This window comes from Serratia sp. 2C06 (assembly GCF_050037615.1).
In the GTDB taxonomy this organism is placed as follows: Bacteria; Pseudomonadota; Gammaproteobacteria; order Enterobacterales; family Enterobacteriaceae; genus Serratia; species Serratia ureilytica.
Map to the genome: position 1 here is coordinate 1,226,260 of NZ_CP188299.1, position 19,699 is coordinate 1,245,958.

Below are 19,699 nucleotides of genomic sequence, written 5' to 3' on the forward strand. Positions count from 1 at the left end.
TTCTCTTCATCAATTATTCCGGTGTGTGCATACGGTATACTTGCGCACTTCCCCTTCTAACCGGAGATTTCCATGACCCTGCGCGTGGCGTTTATCGACGATCATGACATTGTGCGTTCGGGCTTTGTGCAGCTGCTGTCGCTGGAGGCCGATATTCAGGTAGTGGGCGAGTTCAGCAGCGCGGCGCAGGCGCGCGCCGGCCTGCCGGGGCTGGAGGCGGAAATCTGCATTTGCGACATTTCGATGCCCGACGGCAGCGGGTTGGATCTGCTGGCGGACATTCCCTCCGGCATCCGCGTGGTGATGCTGTCGATGCACGATAATCCGGCGCTGGTGGAAATGGCGCTGGAACGCGGCGCCAGCGGCTTTCTCTCCAAGCGCTGCAAGCCGGAAGATCTGATCACCGCCGTGCGCACCGTCGCCGGCGGCGGCGTCTATCTGATGCCGGAAATCGCCCAGCAGCTGGCGCGGGTGAAGGTGGATCCGTTGACCCGCCGCGAGCGCGAGATCGCGCTATTGCTGGCGCAGGGCCAGGAGGTGCGCGAGATCGCCGCCGCGCTGGGGCTGTCGCCGAAGACGGTGCATGTGCATCGCGCCAACCTGTTCGCCAAGCTGGGCATCACCAATAACGTCGAGCTGGCCAGACGGATGCTGAACCTGTGACGCAGCGTCTGATCACCCAGCTGGCGCTGTTCTTCATTTATGCCGCCAGCGCATTTTGCCTGTGGGGCATCGGCACCGCGCTGATCGACCCGCCCTGGCAGGCGCTGTTGCTGTTCCCGTTCGGCCTGCGCATGGGCATTTTGCTGCAGAGCCCGTACCGTTTCTGGCCGGGGATCCTGCTGGCCGACCTGCTGCTGATGGCGCTGCTGGCGGACCAGTACGGCTACGGCCCGGCGCTGTGGGCGTCGGTGGCGGTGCTGGTGCTGACGGTGCTGCTCAGCCTGCTGGCCTCGCCGTGGCTGTTGCGCCATCAGCAGAGCGACAGCGAATGGCGCTGGCCGCTGTTGCAGGGCGCGGTGGTGGCCGCCGCCGCTTTGCTGCAGGCGCTTGTGTGGCAGCTGGTGAGCGGCGAAGGCGCCCGCGCGCTGCTGCTCGGCCTGACCGGCGGTTTCACCATCGCGCCGACCTGCCTGCTGTTGTGGCACTATCTGGCGCGCCAAATCTGGGTGCCGCTGGAGCCGGGGCTGATCCACAAGCCGGTGGAGCTGCGCCTGGGCCACCTGGCCAGTTATCTGCTGCTGTTTGCATTCAGCATCTGGCTGCAGCAGCAGGTTAACGCCGCCGAGCTGCGCCGCTTTGCGCCTTTCTGCCTGGCGATCCCGATCGTGTTCATGTCTTACCGTTATGGCTGGCAGGGCGCGCTGTTGGCGACGCTGCTCAACGGCGTGGCGTTGATGGTCAACGAGCCGCCGCAGCCCGAGTCGCACCGCGACTTGCTGTTGTCGCTGCTGGCCCAGAGCCTGACCGGGCTGCTGCTGGGCGCCGGTATTCAGCGCCAGCGCGAACTGAATCAGCAGCTGCGGCTGCGGCTGGCGGAGAACCGGCAGCTGGCGCGGGCGCTGGTGACGGCGGAGGAACAAACCCGGCGCGAGGTGGCGCGCGAGCTGCACGATGAAGTGGGGCAGACCATCACCGTGATCCGCACACAGGCCAGCATCGTTAAACGCCTGGCGCCGGAGCCGGCGGTGATCGGCTGCGCCGACACCATCGATGCGTTAGCGCTGCGGGTCTACGATGGGGTGCACGATGTGCTGACCCAGCTGTGGCCGGCGGCGCTGAACAACCTGCCGCTGTCGGCGGCGGTGGCGGCGATGCTGCGGGAGTCGCTGCCGCAGGACGCCTCGCTGGTGAGCAGCATGCAGTGGCAGGTGCCGGACGAACTGCTGGATGAAACGCTGAAAATCACGCTGTACCGGGTGTGCCAGGAAGGGGTGACCAATGTGTGCCGCCACGCCGGCGCCAGCCGCCTGGAATTGGACGCGCGTCTGCAGCCGCGCAAAGGCGCCGCACCGCAGATTGCCCTGACCATCCGCGATAACGGCGTGGGCTTCGATGCGGACCACCATCAGCCGGGGTACGGCCTGCGCGGCATGCAGGAGCGCATCAGCGCTCTCGGCGGCAGCCTGCGGCTCACCTCTGAGCGGGGCGCCTGTTTGAGTGTGATCTTGCCCACAGTTTCACCGGCGCAAGCGCAAAACTAGGAAAAACTCCTAACCGCGTCGGGAATCCGGCGTAAGCCTCCCGCGCGCGCGGGGAGCATCATAGCGGCACTTTATTCAATCCTCTGAGGTTCCACATGTGGTCTTTCCTTAAAAGCCGCCCGGATGCGCCGCAGGTCACCGATCAACGGCAGATCGACGCCAGCTACAAGTACTGGCGCATCCAGTTGATGTGCACCATGTACATCGGCTACGCCGCGTTTTACTTCACGCGCAAAAGCTTCAACTTCATCATGCCGGCGATGCTGAGCGATCTGGGCCTGACGATGTCCGACGTCGGCATCCTCGGCACGCTGTTCTATATCACCTACGGCTGCTCGAAATTCATTTCCGGCATGATCAGCGATCGCTCCAACCCGCGTTACTTTATGGGGCTGGGCCTGATCATGACCGGGGTGCTGAATATCTTCTTCGGCCTCAGTTCGTCGCTGCTGATGCTCGGCACGCTGTGGATCCTCAATGCCTTCTTCCAGGGCTGGGGCTGGCCGCCGTGCTCCAAAATCCTCACCAGCTGGTATTCGCGCTCCGAGCGCGGCAGCTGGTGGGCGATTTGGAACACTTCGCACAACGTCGGCGGCGCGCTGATCCCGCTGCTGGTGGGCTTTATCTCGCTGCACTTCAGCTGGCGTTACGGCATGATCATCCCCGGCATCATCGGCGTGGTGCTCGGCCTGCTGATGTGCTGGCGCCTGCGCGACAAGCCCTCCACCCTGGGGCTGCCGAGCGTCGGCAAATGGCGCAACGACGCCATGGAGCTGGTGCAGGAATCGGAAGGCCAGGGGCTGAGCAACCGCGAGATCATCAAGCGCTACGTGTTGACCAACAAGTACATCTGGCTGCTGGCGGTCTCTTACGTGCTGGTGTACATCGTGCGCACCGCGATCAACGACTGGGGCAACCTCTACCTGACGCAGGAAAAGGGCTATTCGCTGATGACCGCCAACTCGGCCATTTCGCTGTTTGAAGTGGGCGGCTTTATCGGTTCGCTGGTGGCCGGTTGGGGTTCCGACAAGCTGTTCCGCGGCAACCGCGGCCCGATGAACCTGATCTTCGCCATCGGCATCTTCCTGTCGGTGGCGGCGCTGTGGCTGATGCCGGGCGTCACCTACCTGCTGCAGGCCTGCTGCTTCTTCGCTATCGGCTTCTTCATCTTCGGCCCGCAGATGCTGATCGGCATGGCGGCGGCGGAGTGCTCGCATAAAGATGCGGCGGGCGCGGCGACCGGTTTCGTCGGCCTGTTCGCCTACCTGGGCGCGGCGCTGTCCGGCTACCCGATCGCGCGGGTGATGGAAATCTGGCACTGGAACGGTTTCTTTGTGGTGATTTCCATCGCCGCCTGCCTGTCGGCGCTGTTCCTGCTGCCGTTCCTGCGTGCGCAGACGCCGGTGCTGAAAACCGCCAAAGCCTGAGTAAAATGCGCTGCGTAACCCCCGGCGCAGCGCATTATGGCGCTTTTATCACCACTTGAAATGCAGGGGAAAAAAAGTGATTGACGCCTATAACCGCCAGCAGTAAGATGCGCCCCGCATCGGCGAGTAGCGCAGCTTGGTAGCGCAACTGGTTTGGGACCAGTGGGTCGGAGGTTCGAATCCTCTCTCGCCGACCACCATTCGAAAAACCTGCTTTTAAAGCAGGTTTTTTTTCGCCTGCGGTTTATGAGGATGAGCACCTCCTACGATACGGCCGGCTTCGCTTTATGGCACGTGTCAATCCGCCAGCCTCGTGAAATATATTTATCCTTTACGCTTAATTAATTCAAACTCCTTATTCCAGTTAGGTTCTTTTTCTCATATTTAAATAAATTCACGCTTGCTGAATAAAACCCAGTTGATAGCGTTCTTGTTTTTACGCCTTTTTTATTTATAGTCTGAATGTACGCGGCGGGAATGATTTTTTTTCCGTTACGTGGAAAAACGCTGTTTTTATTTGTTGACTTTAATCTTCGTGGATTATTGCGGAATTTTTTCGCTTCGGCAATGCGTAGCGACGATTAACTCTTTTATGTTTATCCTCTCGGAATAAAGGAATCAGTTATGCGCAAATTTAATAAACCGCTGTTGGCGCTGTTGATCGGCAGCACGCTGTGTTCCGCGGCGCAGGCCGCCGCGCCGGGCAAGCCGACCATCGCCTGGGGCAACACCAAGTTCGCCATCGTTGAAGTTGACCAGGCGGCTACCGCTTATAATAATTTGGTGAAGGTAAAAAATGCCGCCGATGTTTCCGTCTCCTGGAATTTATGGAATGGCGATGCGGGCACGACGGCCAAGATTTTATTAAATGGCAAAGAGGCGTGGAGCGGCCCTTCAACCGGTTCTTCCGGTACGGCGAATTTTAAAGTCAATAAAGGCGGCCGTTATCAAATGCAGGTGGCATTGTGCAATGCCGACGGCTGCACCGCCAGCGACGCCACTGAAATTGTGGTGGCCGACACCGACGGCAGCCATTTGGCGCCGTTGAAAGAGCCGCTGCTGGAAAAAAATAAACCGTATAAACAGAACTCCGGCAAAGTGGTCGGTTCTTATTTCGTCGAGTGGGGCGTTTACGGGCGCAATTTCACCGTCGACAAGATCCCGGCGCAGAACCTGACTCACCTGCTGTACGGCTTTATCCCGATCTGCGGCGGCAACGGCATCAACGACAGCCTGAAAGAGATCGAAGGCAGCTTCCAGGCGCTGCAGCGCTCCTGCCAGGGCCGCGAGGATTTCAAAGTCTCCATCCACGATCCGTTCGCCGCGCTGCAAAAAGCGCAGAAGGGCGTCACCGCCTGGGATGACCCCTACAAGGGCAACTTTGGCCAGCTGATGGCGCTGAAGCAGGCGCGTCCCGATCTGAAAATCCTGCCGTCGATCGGCGGCTGGACGCTGTCCGACCCGTTCTTCTTCATGGGCGACAAGGTGAAGCGCGATCGCTTCGTCGGCTCGGTGAAAGAGTTCCTGCAGACCTGGAAGTTCTTCGACGGCGTGGATATCGACTGGGAGTTCCCGGGCGGCAAAGGCGCCAACCCGAATCTGGGCAGCCCTCAGGACGGGGAAACTTATGTGCTGCTGATGAAAGAACTGCGGGCGATGCTGGATCAGCTGTCGGCGGAAACCGGCCGCAAGTATGAGCTGACCTCCGCCATCAGCGCCGGCAAGGACAAGATCGACAAGGTGGCATACAACGTCGCGCAGAACTCGATGGATCACATCTTCCTGATGAGCTACGACTTCTACGGCGCCTTCGATCTGAAAAACCTGGGGCATCAGACCGCGCTGAATGCGCCGGCCTGGAAACCGGACACCGCCTACACCACGGTGAACGGCGTGAATGCGCTGCTGGCGCAGGGCGTCAAGCCGGGCAAGATCGTGGTCGGCACCGCCATGTATGGCCGCGGTTGGACCGGGGTGAACGGCTACCAGAACAACATTCCGTTCACCGGCACCGCCACCGGGCCGGTCAAAGGCACCTGGGAGAACGGCATCGTGGACTACCGCCAGATCGCCAGCCAGTTCATGAGCGGCGAGTGGCAGTACACCTACGACGCCACGGCGGAAGCGCCTTACGTGTTCAAACCTTCCACCGGCGATCTGATCACCTTTGACGATGCCCGCTCGGTGCAGGCCAAAGGCAAGTACGTGTTGGATAAGCAGCTGGGCGGCCTATTCTCCTGGGAGATCGACGCGGACAACGGCGATATTCTCAACAGCATGAACGCCAGCCTGGGCAACAGCGCCGGCGTTCAATAATCGGTTGCAGTGCGTTGCCGGGGGATATCCTTTCGCCCCCGGCTTTTTCGCCGCCGAAAGTTTTTTTACGCCGCACAGATTGTGGGCCTGCCCGGCGAAAAATGCGCTCATCGGACTCACCCTTTTGGGTAATCCTTCAGCATTTCCTTCTGTCTTTAACGGCGATCACAAAAATAACCGTTCAGATATTCATCGTTCAGCAACAAAGTTTTGGGGTTTTTTAGCGGAGTTTAAAACCAGTAAATTTATCAGGGTCAGACCAATGCGCTAAAAATGACCGCTTAGCATAAATTTTCATGCTGGAACTGTTAACAAAAGGTTTTTTTTATGTTTGTTTGCTGTTTCTCACAGTCTGCGTAAATCCCCACTGGTTATATTGACGACACCCCAAACAGTTGGCAACTTGATAGCCTCAGGGGTAAGAGCGAGAGTTGTTTGAGTGAATTCCACGCGCTCAGACGTCCCCGTCGCGATGCGTTCCATCCGGCATCCTCTCATCGTACGCCTTCTGCCTTCGGGCGCTGACCGCACAGGCCACGCAATAAAAAATACAGGTCTGGCGGCAATTACACACATCACATCACACAATGGAGCACTAACGATGACACGTTCCTTGGGTAAATCGGGGATTCTGAAATTCGGTATTGGGCTGATCGCGCTGACCGTGGCGGCCAGCGTACAGGCCAAGACGTTGGTTTACTGTTCTGAAGGTTCCCCGGAAGGGTTCAACCCGCAGCTGTTCACCTCCGGCACCACCTACGACGCCAGTTCGGTACCGATCTACAACCGCCTGGTCGAATTCAAAGTCGGCACCACCGAACTGCAGCCGGGCCTGGCTGAGAAGTGGGACGTCAGCGAAGACGGCAAAACCTATACCTTCCACCTGCGCAAAGGCGTGAAGTGGCAGAGCAGCAAAGATTTCAAACCGACGCGCGACTTCAACGCCGACGACGTGGTGTTCTCCTTCGAACGCCAGTTGGATGCCAATAACGCCTACCACAAAGTGTCCGGCGGCAGTTACGAATACTTTGAAGGCATGGACATGCCGAAGCTGATCGCCAAGATCGAAAAAGTAGACGACAACACCGTGCGTTTCGTGCTGAACCGCCCGGAGGCGCCGTTCCTGGCTGACCTGGGCATGGACTTCGCGTCCATCCTGTCCGCCGAATACGCTGACGTCATGATGAAAGCCGGTACGCCGGAAAAAGTCGACCTGAACCCGATCGGCACCGGCCCGTTCCAGCTGCTGCAATACCAGAAAGACTCCAAAATCCTGTACAAGGCGTTCGACGGTTTCTGGGGCACCAAGCCGAAGATCGATCGTCTGGTGTTCTCCATCACGCCTGACGCTTCCGTGCGTTACGCCAAGCTGCAGAAAAACGAATGCCAGGTGATGCCGTTCCCGAACCCGGCCGATATCGCCCGCATGAAGCAGGACAAATCCATCAACCTGATGGAGCAGCCGGGGCTGAACGTGGGTTACCTGTCGTTCAACACCGAGAAAAAACCGCTGGATAACGTGAAGGTGCGTCAGGCGTTGACCATGGCGGTCAACAAGCAGGCGATCATCGACGCGGTTTATCAGGGCGCGGGCCAGGCGGCCAAGAACCTGATCCCGCCGACCATGTGGGGCTATAACGACGCGGTGCAGGATTACGCTTACGATCCGGCCAAGGCGAAAGAACTGCTGAAAGAAGCGGGCATGGCCGACGGTTTCAGCATCGACCTGTGGGCGATGCCGGTACAGCGTCCTTACAACCCGAACGCGCGCCGCATGGCGGAAATGATCCAGGCCGACTGGGCCAAGATCGGCGTGAAAGCCAAAATCGTGACCTATGAGTGGGGTGAATACCTCAAGCGCGCCAAAGCGGGCGAGCACCAGACGGTGATGATGGGCTGGACCGGCGACAACGGGGATCCGGACAACTTCTTCGCCACGCTGTTCAGCTGCGCGGCGGCAAAAGACGGCTCCAACTACTCCCGCTGGTGCTACAAGCCGTTTGAAGATCTGATTCAACCGGCGCGCGCCGAGTCCAACCACGACAAACGCATCGAACTGTACAAGCAGGCGCAGGTGGTGATGCACGATCAGGCTCCGGCGCTGATCGTCGCGCACTCCACCGTGTATGAGCCTGTGCGTAAGGAAGTGAAGGGCTACGTCGTGGATCCGCTCGGCAAGCATCACTTCGAGAATGTCTCTGTAGACTGATTCCGACCTAAACCGGAGATGCACGAATGGACTTGCAGGGGCGCAACAGGTTTGCGCCTCTGCTGACCAGTCTCCGGCGTATGGCCGTTGGATCGTTCAAAGGCATGTGAGCGTTAATAAGCCTGGCGGACGATGAGCTGCCGGGCATTGATACAGAGAGTTCGGGATATGTTGCAGTTCATACTCCGACGTTTGGGGTTAGTTATCCCAACGTTTATCGGCATTACATTGCTGACTTTTGCATTCGTCCATATGATCCCCGGCGACCCGGTGACCATCATGGCCGGGGAACGCGGTATCTCCGCCGAGCGCCACGCGCAGCTGATGGCGGAAATGGGGCTGGACAAGCCGCTCTATCAACAATATTTCTCCTACGTGTCCAACGTGCTGCACGGCGATCTGGGCACCTCACTCAAAAGCCGCATCTCCGTCTGGAGCGAGTTCGTTCCGCGCTTTCAGGCCACGCTGGAGCTGGGCCTGTGCGCGATGATCTTCGCGGTGCTGGTGGGCATCCCGGTCGGGGTGCTGGCGGCGGTCAAACGCGGCTCGGTCTTCGACCATACCGCGGTGGGCATCTCGCTGACCGGCTATTCGATGCCGATTTTCTGGTGGGGCATGATGCTGATCATGCTGGTGTCGGTGCAGCTTAACCTGACGCCGGTGTCGGGGCGCATCAGCGACACGGTATTCCTCGACGACAGCCACCCGCTGACCGGCTTCATGCTGATAGACACCCTGATCTGGGGCGAACCGGGCGACTTTATCGATGCGGTGATGCACATGATCCTGCCGGCCATCGTGCTGGGCACCATCCCGCTGGCGGTGATCGTGCGCATGACCCGCTCCTCGATGCTGGAGGTGTTGGGCGAAGACTATATCCGCACCGCGCGCGCCAAGGGCGTGAGCCGCATGCGGGTGATCGTCGTTCACGCGCTGCGCAACGCGCTGCTGCCGGTGGTGACGGTGATCGGGCTGCAGGTCGGCACCATGCTGGCCGGCGCCATTCTGACCGAAACCATCTTCTCCTGGCCGGGTCTGGGCCGCTGGCTGATCGATGCGCTGCAGCGCCGTGATTACCCGGTAGTGCAGGGCGGGGTGTTGCTGGTCGCCTGTATGATCATTCTGGTTAACCTGCTGGTAGACGTGCTCTACGGCGTGGTCAACCCGCGTATTCGCCACAAGAAATAAGGGGCGCTCTCATGTCTCAAATCACTGAGTCTGCAGTTAAAGGTGCGCCGAAGCCGATGACCCCGTTTCAGGAGTTCTGGCACTATTTCAAGCGCAATAAAGGGGCCGTGGTCGGCCTGGTGTATATCGTTTTGATGCTGGTGATCGCGCTCGGCGCCGGGGTGCTGGCGCCGCATGCGCCGGCGGACCAGTTCCGCGACGCGCTGCTCAAGCCGCCGGTGTGGCAGGAGGGCGGCAGCTGGCAATACATCCTGGGCACCGATGACGTGGGCCGCGACGTGCTGTCGCGCCTGATGTACGGCGCGCGCCTGTCGCTGCTGGTCGGTTGTCTGGTGGTGGTGTTGTCGCTGGTCATGGGCGTGGTGTTCGGCCTGCTGGCCGGCTACTTCGGCGGCGCGGTGGACGCGGTGATCATGCGCGTCGTCGACATCATGCTGGCCCTGCCGAGCCTGCTGCTGGCGCTGGTGCTGGTGGCGGTATTCGGACCGTCGATCGTCAACGCCTCGCTGGCGCTCACCTTCGTCGCCTTGCCGCACTATGTGCGTCTGACGCGCGCGGCGGTGCTGGCGGAGGTGAACCGCGATTACGTCACCGCTTCGCGGGTGGCGGGCGCCGGCGCGCTGCGTCAGATGTTCGTCAATATTCTGCCTAACTGCCTGGCGCCCTTGATCGTTCAGGCTTCTCTCGGTTTCTCGAACGCCATTCTCGACATGGCCGCTCTCGGCTTTCTGGGCATGGGCGCGCAACCGCCGACGCCGGAGTGGGGCACCATGCTCTCCGACGTGTTGCAGTTCGCGCAAAGCGCCTGGTGGGTAGTGACCTTCCCCGGCCTGGCGATCCTGCTGACGGTGCTGGCATTCAACCTGATGGGGGACGGTTTGCGTGACGCTCTCGACCCCAAACTCAAGCAGTAACAGAGGACGAGAGAGATGGCGTTATTGAATGTAGACAAGCTTTCGGTGCACTTCGGTGACGAAGGCACCCCGTTCCGCGCGGTAGACCGCATCAGTTACAGCGTGGATCAAGGTCAGGTGGTCGGCATCGTCGGTGAATCCGGCTCCGGCAAATCCGTCAGTTCGCTGGCGATCATGGGCCTGATCGATTTTCCCGGCAAAGTGATGGCCGACAAGCTGGAGTTCAACGGCCAGGACTTGCGCAAGATCTCCGAAAAAGAGCGTCGCCAGCTGGTGGGCTCCGAAGTGGCGATGATCTTCCAGGATCCGATGACCAGCCTGAACCCGTGCTACACCGTCGGTTATCAGATTATGGAGGCGCTGAAGGTGCATCAGGGCGGCAACCGCCGCACCCGCCGCCAGCGCGCTATCGACCTGCTGACGCAGGTGGGGATTCCCGATCCGGCCTCGCGGCTGGACGTGTACCCGCACCAGCTTTCCGGCGGCATGAGCCAGCGCGTGATGATCGCCATGGCTATCGCCTGTCGGCCGAAGCTGCTGATCGCCGATGAGCCGACGACCGCGCTCGACGTGACCATCCAGGCGCAGATCATCGAACTGCTGCTGGATCTGCAGCAGCGCGAGAACATGGCGCTGTTGCTCATCACCCACGATCTGGCGCTGGTGGCGGAAGCGGCGCATCACATCATCGTGATGTACGCCGGCCAGGTGGTGGAATCCGGCAAGGCGGCGGAGATTTTCCGCGCGCCGCGCCACCCGTACACCCAGGCGCTGCTGCGCGCGCTGCCGGAGTTCGCCGCCGACAAGGCGCGGCTGGCTTCGCTGCCGGGCGTGGTGCCGGGCAAATACGATCGCCCGACCGGCTGCCTGCTCAATCCGCGTTGTCCGTACGCCAACGAGCGCTGCCGTAACGAGGAGCCGGAACTGCGCAGCATTCCCGGCCGTCAGGTTAAATGTCACACACCGCTGGATGATGCGGGGAGGCCGACCGTATGAGCCAGAATCAACCTTTACTGCAGGCGATCGACCTGAAAAAGCATTACCCGGTGAAAAAGGGCCTGTTCGCGCCGGAGCGGCTGGTCAAGGCGCTGGACGGCGTGTCGTTCACTCTGGAGCGCGGTAAAACGCTGGCGGTGGTCGGTGAGTCGGGCTGCGGCAAATCCACGCTTGGTCGCCTGCTGACGATGATCGAAGTACCGACCGGCGGCGAGCTGTACTACCAGGGACAGGATCTGCTGAAGCCGGACGTTTCCGCCGAGAAACTGCGGCGCCAGAAGATCCAAATCGTGTTCCAGAATCCTTACGGATCGCTCAACCCGCGCAAGAAGGTCGGGCAGATCCTCGAGGAGCCGCTGTTGATCAACACCTCGCTCAGCGCCGCCGAACGGCGGGAAAAAGCGCTGGAGATGATGGCGAAGGTCGGCCTGAAGACCGAGCATTACGATCGCTATCCGCACATGTTCTCCGGCGGCCAGCGTCAGCGTATCGCCATCGCCCGCGGGCTGATGCTGAATCCGGACGTGGTGATCGCCGATGAGCCGGTGTCGGCGTTGGACGTGTCGGTGCGCGCGCAGGTGCTGAACCTGATGATGGATCTGCAGCAGGAGCTGGGGCTGTCCTACGTGTTCATCTCGCACGATCTGTCGGTGGTGGAACACATCGCCGATGAAGTGATGGTGATGTACCTGGGCCGCTGCGTGGAAAAGGGCAGCAAAGAGGCGATCTTCAACAACCCGCGCCATCCATACACCCAGGCGCTGCTGTCGGCGACGCCGCGGTTGAACCCGGATATGCGCCGCGAGCGCATCAAGCTGACCGGCGAACTGCCCAGCCCGATGAACCCGCCGCCGGGCTGCGCATTCAATGCCCGCTGCCGCCGCGCCTTCGGCACCTGCGTACAGCTGCAGCCGCAGCTGAAGCAGTACGGTGAGCAGATGGTGGCCTGTTTTGCGGTCGATCAGGACGAACATCCGGGGGCGTAAAGCGTCGGATTTCACCGCATAAACCCACGCCGGCTTAACGCCGGCGTTTTTTATTATTTAATCAATCAGTTAATCGAATCGCTTTTCGGGGCGTTATTGAATGCTTAACGAAAATCTGACGAATGCTTATTTTTATAGGAATTTTCGCAATGAATTAATAAGCGAATAAAAAATTTAACGGGAGGTGAGTAATAATATTTTTGCCAGACGTTTAACTTCGCCTTTTGTCGGACTTGCTCAATAAAAAAAGCACGCCGTCGGCGTGCTTTGGGTCGATAAGGCCGCGCTTATTGCGGATAAGGCACCCAATCGCCGCCGTTCAGGCGAATGTAAGGTTTCCCCTGATATTGCATCACGATGGCGTTGTCGTTTTCGGAGATGACCGGCGTCTGCGGCAGCCCTTGCGTCAGCGCCTGCCAGTCGACGCTGGACTCGCTGAAGACTTTGCCGTCCACCAGACGTGATACCAGCTCCGACAGCGCCAGATAGCTGCTCGGCGTTTTGATCTGCAGCGGGCTGCCCTGATGCGGCGCCTTCATGCCGATCAGTTTGATGCCAACCGGCGTATGGGTGATGTTCGGGCTGGGGATATCGCGCAGGCCGGACATTTGCATCTTGTCACCCACCAACGCCGCGCCGTGCTCCGGCACGATCACCACCACCACTTTGCGGCCGGATTTTTCCAGCTGATCGAGGAAGGTGTTCAGCTGATCGAACAGCTTCTGCGCGCGCGGCTGATAGTCGGCGCTCTTGTTAGAGCCGACGAAGCGGTTGCCGTCGTGCAGCGGAATGACGTTGAAGAAGGTGGCGGTGCGGGCGTCTCCGGCTTTTTGCTGCTGATCCAGCCAGCGGGTCAGCAATTCCAGATCGTTATAAATCGGCTCACCGTCGAACGACGTCAGCTCGTTGCCGACGCCGGCCTGCGACATCAGCGGCGCCTGCATATCCCCCTGTTCACGCAGCTCTTTCAGGAAGTTGCCGAACACCCCGGAGTGATCGAGCATCAGCTGTTCCTTGAAGCCGAGCTTCGCCAGGTTGTCGAACAGGTAACACTGCTGGTTCACCGGCTGGTACAGATCGTGATGCGAAAGCTGGCCGCAGCTGGCGCGCAGCAACCGTATGGCCGCCGGGCCGCTGTAGGCGGTAGCCGAGTTGAAGCTGTCGAACATGATATCCATCTTCGACCACAGCGGATGATTCTGCAGGTTGACCGCCTCCATATCGGCCCAAGCCAGCGAGCAGATGTTGATCACCAACAGATCGAACGGTTGGGCGTCGGCGGGCAAAGTGGCCGGGAACGCGGTGGCGCGGCCTTTTTCCCGCTCGTAGAACTGGTTCAGATAGGCCGTCAGGTTGGCGCTGGTCGGCGGCAGGCTGTCTGCCGGCGCATTATCTCCTGCCGTCGGCGCGGCCGTGGCCGGCGTGCCGGCGCCGCCGGCGGCAGCCGTGGAACTGGCGGGCAGCAGTGAGACCGCCGGCCCGGCGATGTTGACGATATTGAGCCACACCAGCGCGGCCACGGTGAACACCGTAACGCGCACCCACTGGGCGACGAACAGGTAGGCGATAAGCAACACGAAGGCGGCGCCGACCATCTGCCAGTTGATAAAGCGGCTGACCAGCTCCAGCAGGTACTGGGCGCTGAAGCCGGCCAGCTGAGAGCCCTGGCTGAGAATGCTGTTGATGCCCGGCAGCCAGGTATCGTGGTAGAACAACGCGATGCCGATCGGGATGGCGAGGTAATGGCGCCAGCGGTGCAGCCGCGGCGAGGGGATCGGCATCAGCAGATAGGCCATGAACACCAGGTTCGGCAGCGCGTGGAAATTCAGGTAGCCGAACCACAGCAGGGCGAATTTCGCCAGAAAGTAGAGGTTCCAGCCACCCAGCCCGCGCCAGTAGCGCCACAGAGCGTTATCGGATTGCGTATTTGAGTTTGGATTCATGGCTGCTTCTTATGACGTTTAATCTGGGAGGATGAGCCTGTGCGCACCCATAAACCGGCGGATTTCAAATAGCGCGGCGATAACAACAGGTTTTGCCAGTATTGACGCAAATGCGGAAAACGCCGGTGAAAGGCGTAGCCCAGCGGAATGAAGACCAGCGCGCACAGCAAGATCAGTTGCAGGATGTCGTTAAGGTTCAGCATGCTTTTCCTCCTGCGGGCCAAGCGGCAGCGTGAAAGCGATCGGCTGGCGGCGTTCTGCGGGCTCTGCGGCCGTCACCACGGGGGGCGGCGGCGCGACGCCCGCGGCGCCGGTGGCGGTAAGCTGCCAGCGCCCCTGAGCCATGCGTTTGATTTCCGAAATGATATCGACATCCTGGTGCCACACCACCCGGTTGCTGAAGGCTTCATCCACCGGCAGGCGGAAGATGAACTTCAGCGCGGTGTTCAGATCGTTGATGCGGCAGGTGGAGAGGAACAGCACCAGGCGCCCCTGCACCACGGTCATCACGTCGCCGAAACGCCGCAGGTGGCACAGGGTCATCGCCTGTTCGGCGCGCAGGCCGGTGGCCGGGCGCAACGCCACCATCACGCCTTTGCCGTCCTCGGGCAGCAAGGTGTTGGCCATCAGCGAAAGCACCGCCTGGCTAAACGGTTCCGGCCGCATGTAGCCTTTCAGCTGCAGCGGACGCAGCCCGGCCAGCAGCGCATCGATGTCGGCGGGCACGTGACGTGAGAAGCGCTGCCCCTGGATGCCTTCAAGCATGGTCAGAAAACGCGACAGCGGCGCGACGTGCGGCACGATCAGGTTGGCGCCGCAGGCCAGCAGCAGCCGTTCGTCGCTGTAGCGCAGGCTGGCGCTCATCTCGCGCACCGCGATTTTCAGGCCGTTGCCGCGGCTGCGGCGCAGGGTGTGGATCTGGTGCGCCAGATGATCGATTTGGTCGCTTTGATACAACGCGAAAATCAACGTCGCCGAGAGTCTCAGCATGCCGTGCTGCGCCAGTTCGTCGTTGCTCTCCAACAGCTGCCAGTTGGCGGACAGCGGCGGTGCGCCTTCCAGGATGCTGCGCTCGGCCAGATACTGGCCTTCGTCGCTGCGCAAGGCGGTGGGGGAGGGTTGGCTATTTTCCTCCTCGCCCTGCCAACCGCCTTCCGCCGCATACAGCGTCAGCAGCTGATTGGCGTTGATGCCGTTTTCGGTGCTCCACCAGTTCACCAGGTATTGCGCGCTGTCCTGCTGCCATTGCAGGCTGGACAGGCCGTTCAGGATGCGGTGCTGTGTGCTGAGCTGCCCTTTGAGCTTATTGATGCCGCCGCCGTGGCTGAGGATCAATAGCGTACACCCCTGCCGCCGCAGCCAGGCGGCGAGGGTGCGCGTCCATTCGCGCAGTTCTTCGGTGGTGAAGGTTTGCCACAGGCTGGCGTGGGCCAGCAGGATAAGTAAGCGATTTTGCGGCCGCAGGGCGCGCATCAGATCGTCGCTCAACTGCGCCAGCGCGGCTTTTTTCTCCGGTAGTTGATACAGCGGCAGCTTCTGCAAAGCGGGCGCAGCCAGCTCGGCCAGCAGGCGATCGGGTTTGTCTCCGCTGCAGATCAGGGCGAGCTTGCGGGTGGCCGGCTGGGCGGCGATGGCCTGGCGACACAACAGCGCGGCGTCGCTTTGCCTGTCGATATTGATCCAATAAAGCCCGGGGGCCTGCATCACCGACAGCTCTTCCCAAATCTGCCGAATGCCTAGAGAAAAAGAGTGCGCCATAGGATGTGTTCTACTTTCGTTGAAAGCCGACTAAAGGCGTTTATATTTAAAGATAGCCATTTTTACGCTGGCAATAACAAATCTCCGATGTTCTTCAATAATATTTGTTGAGAATCATCTTATTGCCTGTCTCTTTTTGTATCGTTGCTATAGTTAATTAACATAGCCTATTTTCGCCAAGGCGGAAGAATGAATAACGCACCCAGCCATTTTCGTGCAGCGGCGCCGGAGGAGAGCCAGGATGACCTGCAGGCGCTCAGCCAGGCTTTTTCATTACCAAAATTAAGCTATGTCGATATTTCGCGGCAGGAGCGGTTAACGCAAATGATGACGCGCTGGCCGCTGCTGGCCGAATTGGCGCAAAACGCGGGGAGCCACTGATCTATGCCGGCGATCGCGCTGCAAGGGTTGCGGGGTGGAATGGGGACGACGTCAGTCACGGCGGCGCTCGCCTGGGCGTTGCGCCAGCTTGGCGAGTCGGTGCTGGCGATAGACTTTACGCCGGACAATCTGCTGCGCCTGCATTTCAACACGCCGTTCGAACTGGCGCGCGGCTGGGCACGCGCGGAACAGGACGGCGGCGGTTGGCGGGAAGGCGCGCTGCGTTATTGCGAAAACCTCGACTTTTTACCGTTTGGCCGCCTGAATGCGGCGGAACGGCTGGAAGTGCAACATCGGTGTCAGGCGCATCCCGATCGCTGGCGCGATAATTTGCGTCAGCTGATGGCCGGCGATCCGCAGCGCTGGATCCTGCTGGACGTCCCGGTCGGGGATGGCGTTTTGGCGCAGCAGGCATTGCAACTGGCCGACAGCGTGTTCGTGCTGTTGAACCCCGACGCCAACTGTCAGGTGCGGCTCCATCAGCAGGCGCTGCCGCACGCAAGTCATTTCCTGATTAACCATTACTCTTCGGCCAGCCGGCTGCAGCAGGATTTGCATCAGCTGTGGCTGCAAACGCTGAGCGGCCTGTTGCCGGTGGTTATCCACCGCGATGAAGCGCTGGCGGAAGCGCTGGCGGCCAAACAGCCGCTGGGCGAGTACCGCCCCGAGAGCCTGGCGGCGGATGAAGTGCTGACGCTGGCCAACTGGTGCCTGATCAACCTCAAACGGGGCATTGCGCCATGAGTCGGGTGCTGAGCCTGCTGCTGGTGCCGCCGGTGCGCCAGGCGGTGCAGGCGCGTTACCGCGCCTATCGCCGCAGCGGGGCGTCGGCGCTGACCGCCTTTTTCACTACGCTGTTGGTGGCGCTGGGGTGGATGCTGCTGCGTTTGGAGTCACCGGCCTGGCGGCGCGTGCGCGCCGGCCGCGCTTACTGGTTCCCGCATCTGTCCGCCGAACGCCCCCGCCCGGCGGATGCGCTGCGCTATTTGCTGCAGGGGGCGTGGCTGCTGCTGTTCCGCAGCGGCCGCGCGCCGGTGCAGCGCGATTATTTCGCCGGTTGGCGGCGGCTGCAGCAGCGCTATGCCGACTGGCTGCAGGGCTTGCCGCAGCGGCTGAAAAACGCCGGCGTGGAACAGCGCTCGGTAGAGCGACTCGGCCGCATGAACCGCGGATTGCGGCGCGCGCTGTTCATTCTGGTCGGCGTGCTGGCGGCGATCCTCGCCATGCTGTGCATCTCGCAACCGTTCGATCTGTCGGCGCAGTTCGTGTTCGTTCTGCTGCTGTGGGGGATCGCGATGGTGGTGCGCCGGGTGCCGGGGCGCTTGCCTGCGTTGATGCTGATCGTGCTGTCGTTGACCGTCTCCTGCCGTTACCTGTGGTGGCGCTATACCGCCACGCTGAACTGGGACGATCCGCTCAGCCTGGTATGCGGCCTGCTGTTGCTGGTGGCGGAAACCTACGCCTGGGTGGTGTTGGTGCTGGGCTATTTCCAGACTATCTGGCCGCTTAACCGCCAGCCGGTGCCGTTGCCCGAAGACAGCGCCACCTGGCCGACCATCGATCTGATGGTGCCGACCTACAACGAAGACCTCGGGGTGGTGAAGCCCACCATCTATGCGGCGCTGGGCATCGACTGGCCGAAAGAGAAAGTGAACATCTATATCCTTGATGACGGCAATCGCCCCGAGTTCCGGGCGTTCGCCGCCGAGGTGGGAGTGAAGCACATCGCCAGGCCGACTCACGAACACGCCAAGGCCGGCAACATCAACAACGCGCTGAAGCAGGCCACCGGCGAGTTCGTGGCGATTTTCGACTGCGACCATGTCCCGACGCGCTCCTTCCTGCAGCTGACCATGGGGTGGTTCTTCAAAGACAAAAAGCTGGCGATGCTGCAGACCCCGCACCACTTCTTCTCGCCGGATCCCTTCGAGCGCAACCTTGGCCGCTTCCGTCAGACGCCCAACGAGGGCACTTTGTTCTACGGGCTGGTGCAGGACGGCAACGACATGTGGGACGCCACCTTCTTCTGCGGCTCTTGCGCCATCCTGCGCCGCAGCGCGCTGGACGAAATCGGCGGCATTGCGGTGGAAACCGTCACCGAAGACGCCCATACCTCGCTGCGTTTGCACCGGCGCGGGCATACCTCGGCCTATATCCGCATTCCGCAGGCCGCCGGGCTGGCGACCGAAAGCCTGTCGGCGCACATCGGCCAGCGCATTCGCTGGGCGCGCGGCATGGTGCAGATCTTCCGGCTCGACAACCCGTTGCTGGGCAAGGGGCTGAAACTGGCGCAGCGCCTGTGCTACGCCAACGCCATGCTGCACTTCCTGTCGGGCATCCCGCGGCTGATCTTCCTCACCGCGCCGCTGGCGTTTTTGCTGTTGCATGCCTACATCATCTTCGCGCCGGCGCTGGCGATCGCGCTTTACGTGCTGCCGCACATGATCCACGCCAGCCTGACCAACTCGCGCATCCAGGGGAAATACCGCCATTCGTTCTGGAGCGAAATTTATGAAACGGTGTTGGCCTGGTATATCGCGCGGCCGACGACGGTGGCGCTGTTCAATCCGCACAAGGGCAAATTCAACGTGACCGCCAAGGGCGGGCTGGTGGAGGAGGAGCACGTCGACTGGGTGATCACCCGGCCTTATATGTTCCTGGTGATCCTGAACCTGGCCGGGCTGGCGTTCGGCGCCTGGCGGCTGGCCTATGGCCCGACGGACGAGGTGATGACGGTGATCATCAGCCTGGTGTGGGTGTTGTACAACATGACCATTCTCGGCGGCGCGGTGGCGGTGGCGGTGGAGGCCAAACAGGTGCGTCAGGCGCACCGCGTGGAGATCGCCATGCCGGCGGCGATCGCGCGTGCCGACGGCCACCTCTACCCCTGCACGCTGCGCGATTACTCCGATGGCGGCGTGGGCATCGAGATGCGGGTGGCGGACACGTTGAAAGAGGGCGACAAGGCCTCGCTGCTGCTCAAACGCGGCCAGCAGGAGTACAGCTTCCCCTGCGTGGTGACGCGCGCCTTCGGCAACAAGGTGGGGGTGCGTCTGGTCAGTCTTTCCACCCGCGAACACATCGATTTTATTCAGTGCACCTTCGCCCGCGCCGATACCTGGGCGCTGTGGCAGGACGGGTTCCCTGAAGACCGGCCGATCGAAAGCCTGCGCGACGTGCTGGCGCTGGGCTTCCGCGGCTATGTGCGCATGGCGGACTACGCGCCGCCGCTGGTACGCGGTCTGCTGGTCGGGGTCACGTCGCTGACCGCCTGGGTAGTGTCGTTTATTCCGCGCGGCGTCGGCAGGGATCCGACCTTGGGTCAACAAGAAACCGTGGGTTAGCTGCGAGTTCAACCGCCCGCTCACTCGCCCGGT

15 protein-coding genes and 1 tRNA gene are annotated in these 19,699 nt (G+C 61.0%); 13 read left to right on the forward strand and 3 right to left on the reverse strand.

Features of this window, described 5'->3' with window-relative positions; genetic code table 11:
* Positions 1 to 72 precede the first annotated feature (72 nt).
* The 10 genes from uhpA (at position 73) to dppF (ending at position 12,240) form a co-directional block, all read left to right on the forward strand.
* The gene (gene uhpA, locus ACP3TA_RS06265; RefSeq protein ID WP_033645065.1) at positions 73 to 663 is read left to right on the forward strand and encodes a transcriptional regulator UhpA; all 591 of its coding nucleotides are present in this window, start codon (positions 73 to 75) and stop codon (positions 661 to 663) included.
* Complete coding sequence (uhpB, locus tag ACP3TA_RS06270) at positions 660 to 2,204, forward strand: signal transduction histidine-protein kinase/phosphatase UhpB (protein ID WP_033652277.1); 1,545 nt, start codon at positions 660 to 662, stop codon at positions 2,202 to 2,204. The genes uhpA and uhpB overlap by 4 nt, the downstream gene beginning before the upstream one ends.
* A gap of 95 nt (positions 2,205 to 2,299) precedes the next feature.
* Positions 2,300 to 3,631, forward strand: a complete 1,332-nt coding sequence (locus tag ACP3TA_RS06275) for an MFS transporter (RefSeq protein WP_033645063.1) — start codon at positions 2,300 to 2,302, stop codon at positions 3,629 to 3,631.
* Between the two features lie 120 nt (positions 3,632 to 3,751).
* Positions 3,752 to 3,828 (forward strand) — tRNA-Pro (locus ACP3TA_RS06280).
* 427 nt (positions 3,829 to 4,255) lie between these two features.
* Positions 4,256 to 5,947, forward strand: coding sequence for a glycosyl hydrolase family 18 protein (locus ACP3TA_RS06285; protein WP_033645062.1), 1,692 nt, complete (start codon positions 4,256 to 4,258; stop codon positions 5,945 to 5,947).
* A gap of 601 nt (positions 5,948 to 6,548) precedes the next feature.
* A complete protein-coding gene (dppA, locus tag ACP3TA_RS06290) occupies positions 6,549 to 8,156 on the forward strand; it encodes a dipeptide ABC transporter periplasmic-binding protein DppA (RefSeq protein WP_033652448.1) in 1,608 nt (535 codons plus the stop codon).
* 168 nt (positions 8,157 to 8,324) lie between these two features.
* A complete protein-coding gene (gene dppB / locus ACP3TA_RS06295; protein ID WP_033645060.1) occupies positions 8,325 to 9,344 on the forward strand; it encodes a dipeptide ABC transporter permease DppB in 1,020 nt (339 codons plus the stop codon).
* 11 nt (positions 9,345 to 9,355) lie between these two features.
* On the forward strand, positions 9,356 to 10,258 hold the full coding sequence (gene dppC / locus ACP3TA_RS06300) for a dipeptide ABC transporter permease DppC (protein ID WP_033645059.1): 903 nt from the start codon (positions 9,356 to 9,358) through the stop codon (positions 10,256 to 10,258).
* A gap of 15 nt (positions 10,259 to 10,273) precedes the next feature.
* Positions 10,274 to 11,254: a dipeptide ABC transporter ATP-binding protein gene (gene dppD / locus ACP3TA_RS06305; RefSeq protein ID WP_033645058.1), complete on the forward strand. Its 981-nt coding sequence runs from the start codon at positions 10,274 to 10,276 to the stop codon at positions 11,252 to 11,254.
* Positions 11,251 to 12,240, forward strand: a complete 990-nt coding sequence (gene dppF, locus ACP3TA_RS06310; protein WP_015376237.1) for a dipeptide ABC transporter ATP-binding subunit DppF — start codon at positions 11,251 to 11,253, stop codon at positions 12,238 to 12,240. The genes dppD and dppF overlap by 4 nt, the downstream gene beginning before the upstream one ends.
* Before the next feature lie 287 nt (positions 12,241 to 12,527).
* On the opposite strand, the gene bcsG is transcribed toward dppF, so the two are convergent.
* The 3 genes from bcsG to bcsE are packed head-to-tail and all read right to left on the reverse strand — an operon-like array spanning position 12,528 to position 15,941.
* Positions 12,528 to 14,183 (reverse strand): cellulose biosynthesis protein BcsG, encoded by a 1,656-nt coding sequence (gene bcsG / locus ACP3TA_RS06315; RefSeq protein WP_033645057.1) that lies wholly within the window; start codon positions 14,181 to 14,183, stop codon positions 12,528 to 12,530.
* Positions 14,180 to 14,386: a cellulose biosynthesis protein BcsF gene (gene bcsF / locus ACP3TA_RS06320; protein ID WP_033645228.1), complete on the reverse strand. Its 207-nt coding sequence runs from the start codon at positions 14,384 to 14,386 to the stop codon at positions 14,180 to 14,182. The genes bcsG and bcsF overlap by 4 nt, the downstream gene beginning before the upstream one ends.
* Positions 14,373 to 15,941, reverse strand: a complete 1,569-nt coding sequence (gene bcsE, locus ACP3TA_RS06325; protein ID WP_060660090.1) for a cellulose biosynthesis protein BcsE — start codon at positions 15,939 to 15,941, stop codon at positions 14,373 to 14,375. Before bcsE ends, bcsF begins: the two co-directional genes overlap by 14 nt.
* 189 nt (positions 15,942 to 16,130) lie before the next feature.
* Between bcsE and bcsR the strand changes: the two genes are divergently transcribed.
* The 3 genes from bcsR to bcsA are packed head-to-tail and all read left to right on the forward strand — an operon-like array spanning position 16,131 to position 19,666.
* Complete coding sequence (bcsR, locus tag ACP3TA_RS06330) at positions 16,131 to 16,322, forward strand: cellulose biosynthesis protein BcsR (protein ID WP_033645055.1); 192 nt, start codon at positions 16,131 to 16,133, stop codon at positions 16,320 to 16,322.
* 3 nt (positions 16,323 to 16,325) lie between these two features.
* Positions 16,326 to 17,066 (forward strand): cellulose biosynthesis protein BcsQ, encoded by a 741-nt coding sequence (gene bcsQ, locus ACP3TA_RS06335; protein WP_033645054.1) that lies wholly within the window; start codon positions 16,326 to 16,328, stop codon positions 17,064 to 17,066.
* Positions 17,063 to 19,666 (forward strand): UDP-forming cellulose synthase catalytic subunit, encoded by a 2,604-nt coding sequence (gene bcsA, locus ACP3TA_RS06340; RefSeq protein WP_426784565.1) that lies wholly within the window; start codon positions 17,063 to 17,065, stop codon positions 19,664 to 19,666. The genes bcsQ and bcsA overlap by 4 nt, the downstream gene beginning before the upstream one ends.
* Positions 19,667 to 19,699 lie beyond the last annotated feature (33 nt).

Bases quoted from the DNA above. Each gene is read 5' to 3' on its own strand.
- dppB (WP_033645060.1), top strand. From the start codon at position 8,325: ATGTTGCAGTTCATACTCCGACGTTTGGGGTTAGTTATCCCAACGTTT.
- bcsR (WP_033645055.1), top strand. From the start codon at position 16,131: ATGAATAACGCACCCAGCCATTTTCGTGCAGCGGCGCCGGAGGAGAGC.
- bcsE (WP_060660090.1), bottom strand. From the start codon at position 15,941: ATGGCGCACTCTTTTTCTCTAGGCATTCGGCAGATTTGGGAAGAGCTG.
- dppD (WP_033645058.1), top strand. From the start codon at position 10,274: ATGGCGTTATTGAATGTAGACAAGCTTTCGGTGCACTTCGGTGACGAA.
- dppF (WP_015376237.1), top strand. From the start codon at position 11,251: ATGAGCCAGAATCAACCTTTACTGCAGGCGATCGACCTGAAAAAGCAT.
- bcsA (WP_426784565.1), top strand. From the start codon at position 17,063: ATGAGTCGGGTGCTGAGCCTGCTGCTGGTGCCGCCGGTGCGCCAGGCG.
- dppA (WP_033652448.1), top strand. From the start codon at position 6,549: ATGACACGTTCCTTGGGTAAATCGGGGATTCTGAAATTCGGTATTGGG.
- bcsQ (WP_033645054.1), top strand. From the start codon at position 16,326: ATGCCGGCGATCGCGCTGCAAGGGTTGCGGGGTGGAATGGGGACGACG.
- ACP3TA_RS06285 (WP_033645062.1), top strand. From the start codon at position 4,256: ATGCGCAAATTTAATAAACCGCTGTTGGCGCTGTTGATCGGCAGCACG.
- uhpA (WP_033645065.1), top strand. From the start codon at position 73: ATGACCCTGCGCGTGGCGTTTATCGACGATCATGACATTGTGCGTTCG.
- dppC (WP_033645059.1), top strand. From the start codon at position 9,356: ATGTCTCAAATCACTGAGTCTGCAGTTAAAGGTGCGCCGAAGCCGATG.
- ACP3TA_RS06275 (WP_033645063.1), top strand. From the start codon at position 2,300: ATGTGGTCTTTCCTTAAAAGCCGCCCGGATGCGCCGCAGGTCACCGAT.
- bcsG (WP_033645057.1), bottom strand. From the start codon at position 14,183: ATGAATCCAAACTCAAATACGCAATCCGATAACGCTCTGTGGCGCTAC.
- bcsF (WP_033645228.1), bottom strand. From the start codon at position 14,386: ATGCTGAACCTTAACGACATCCTGCAACTGATCTTGCTGTGCGCGCTG.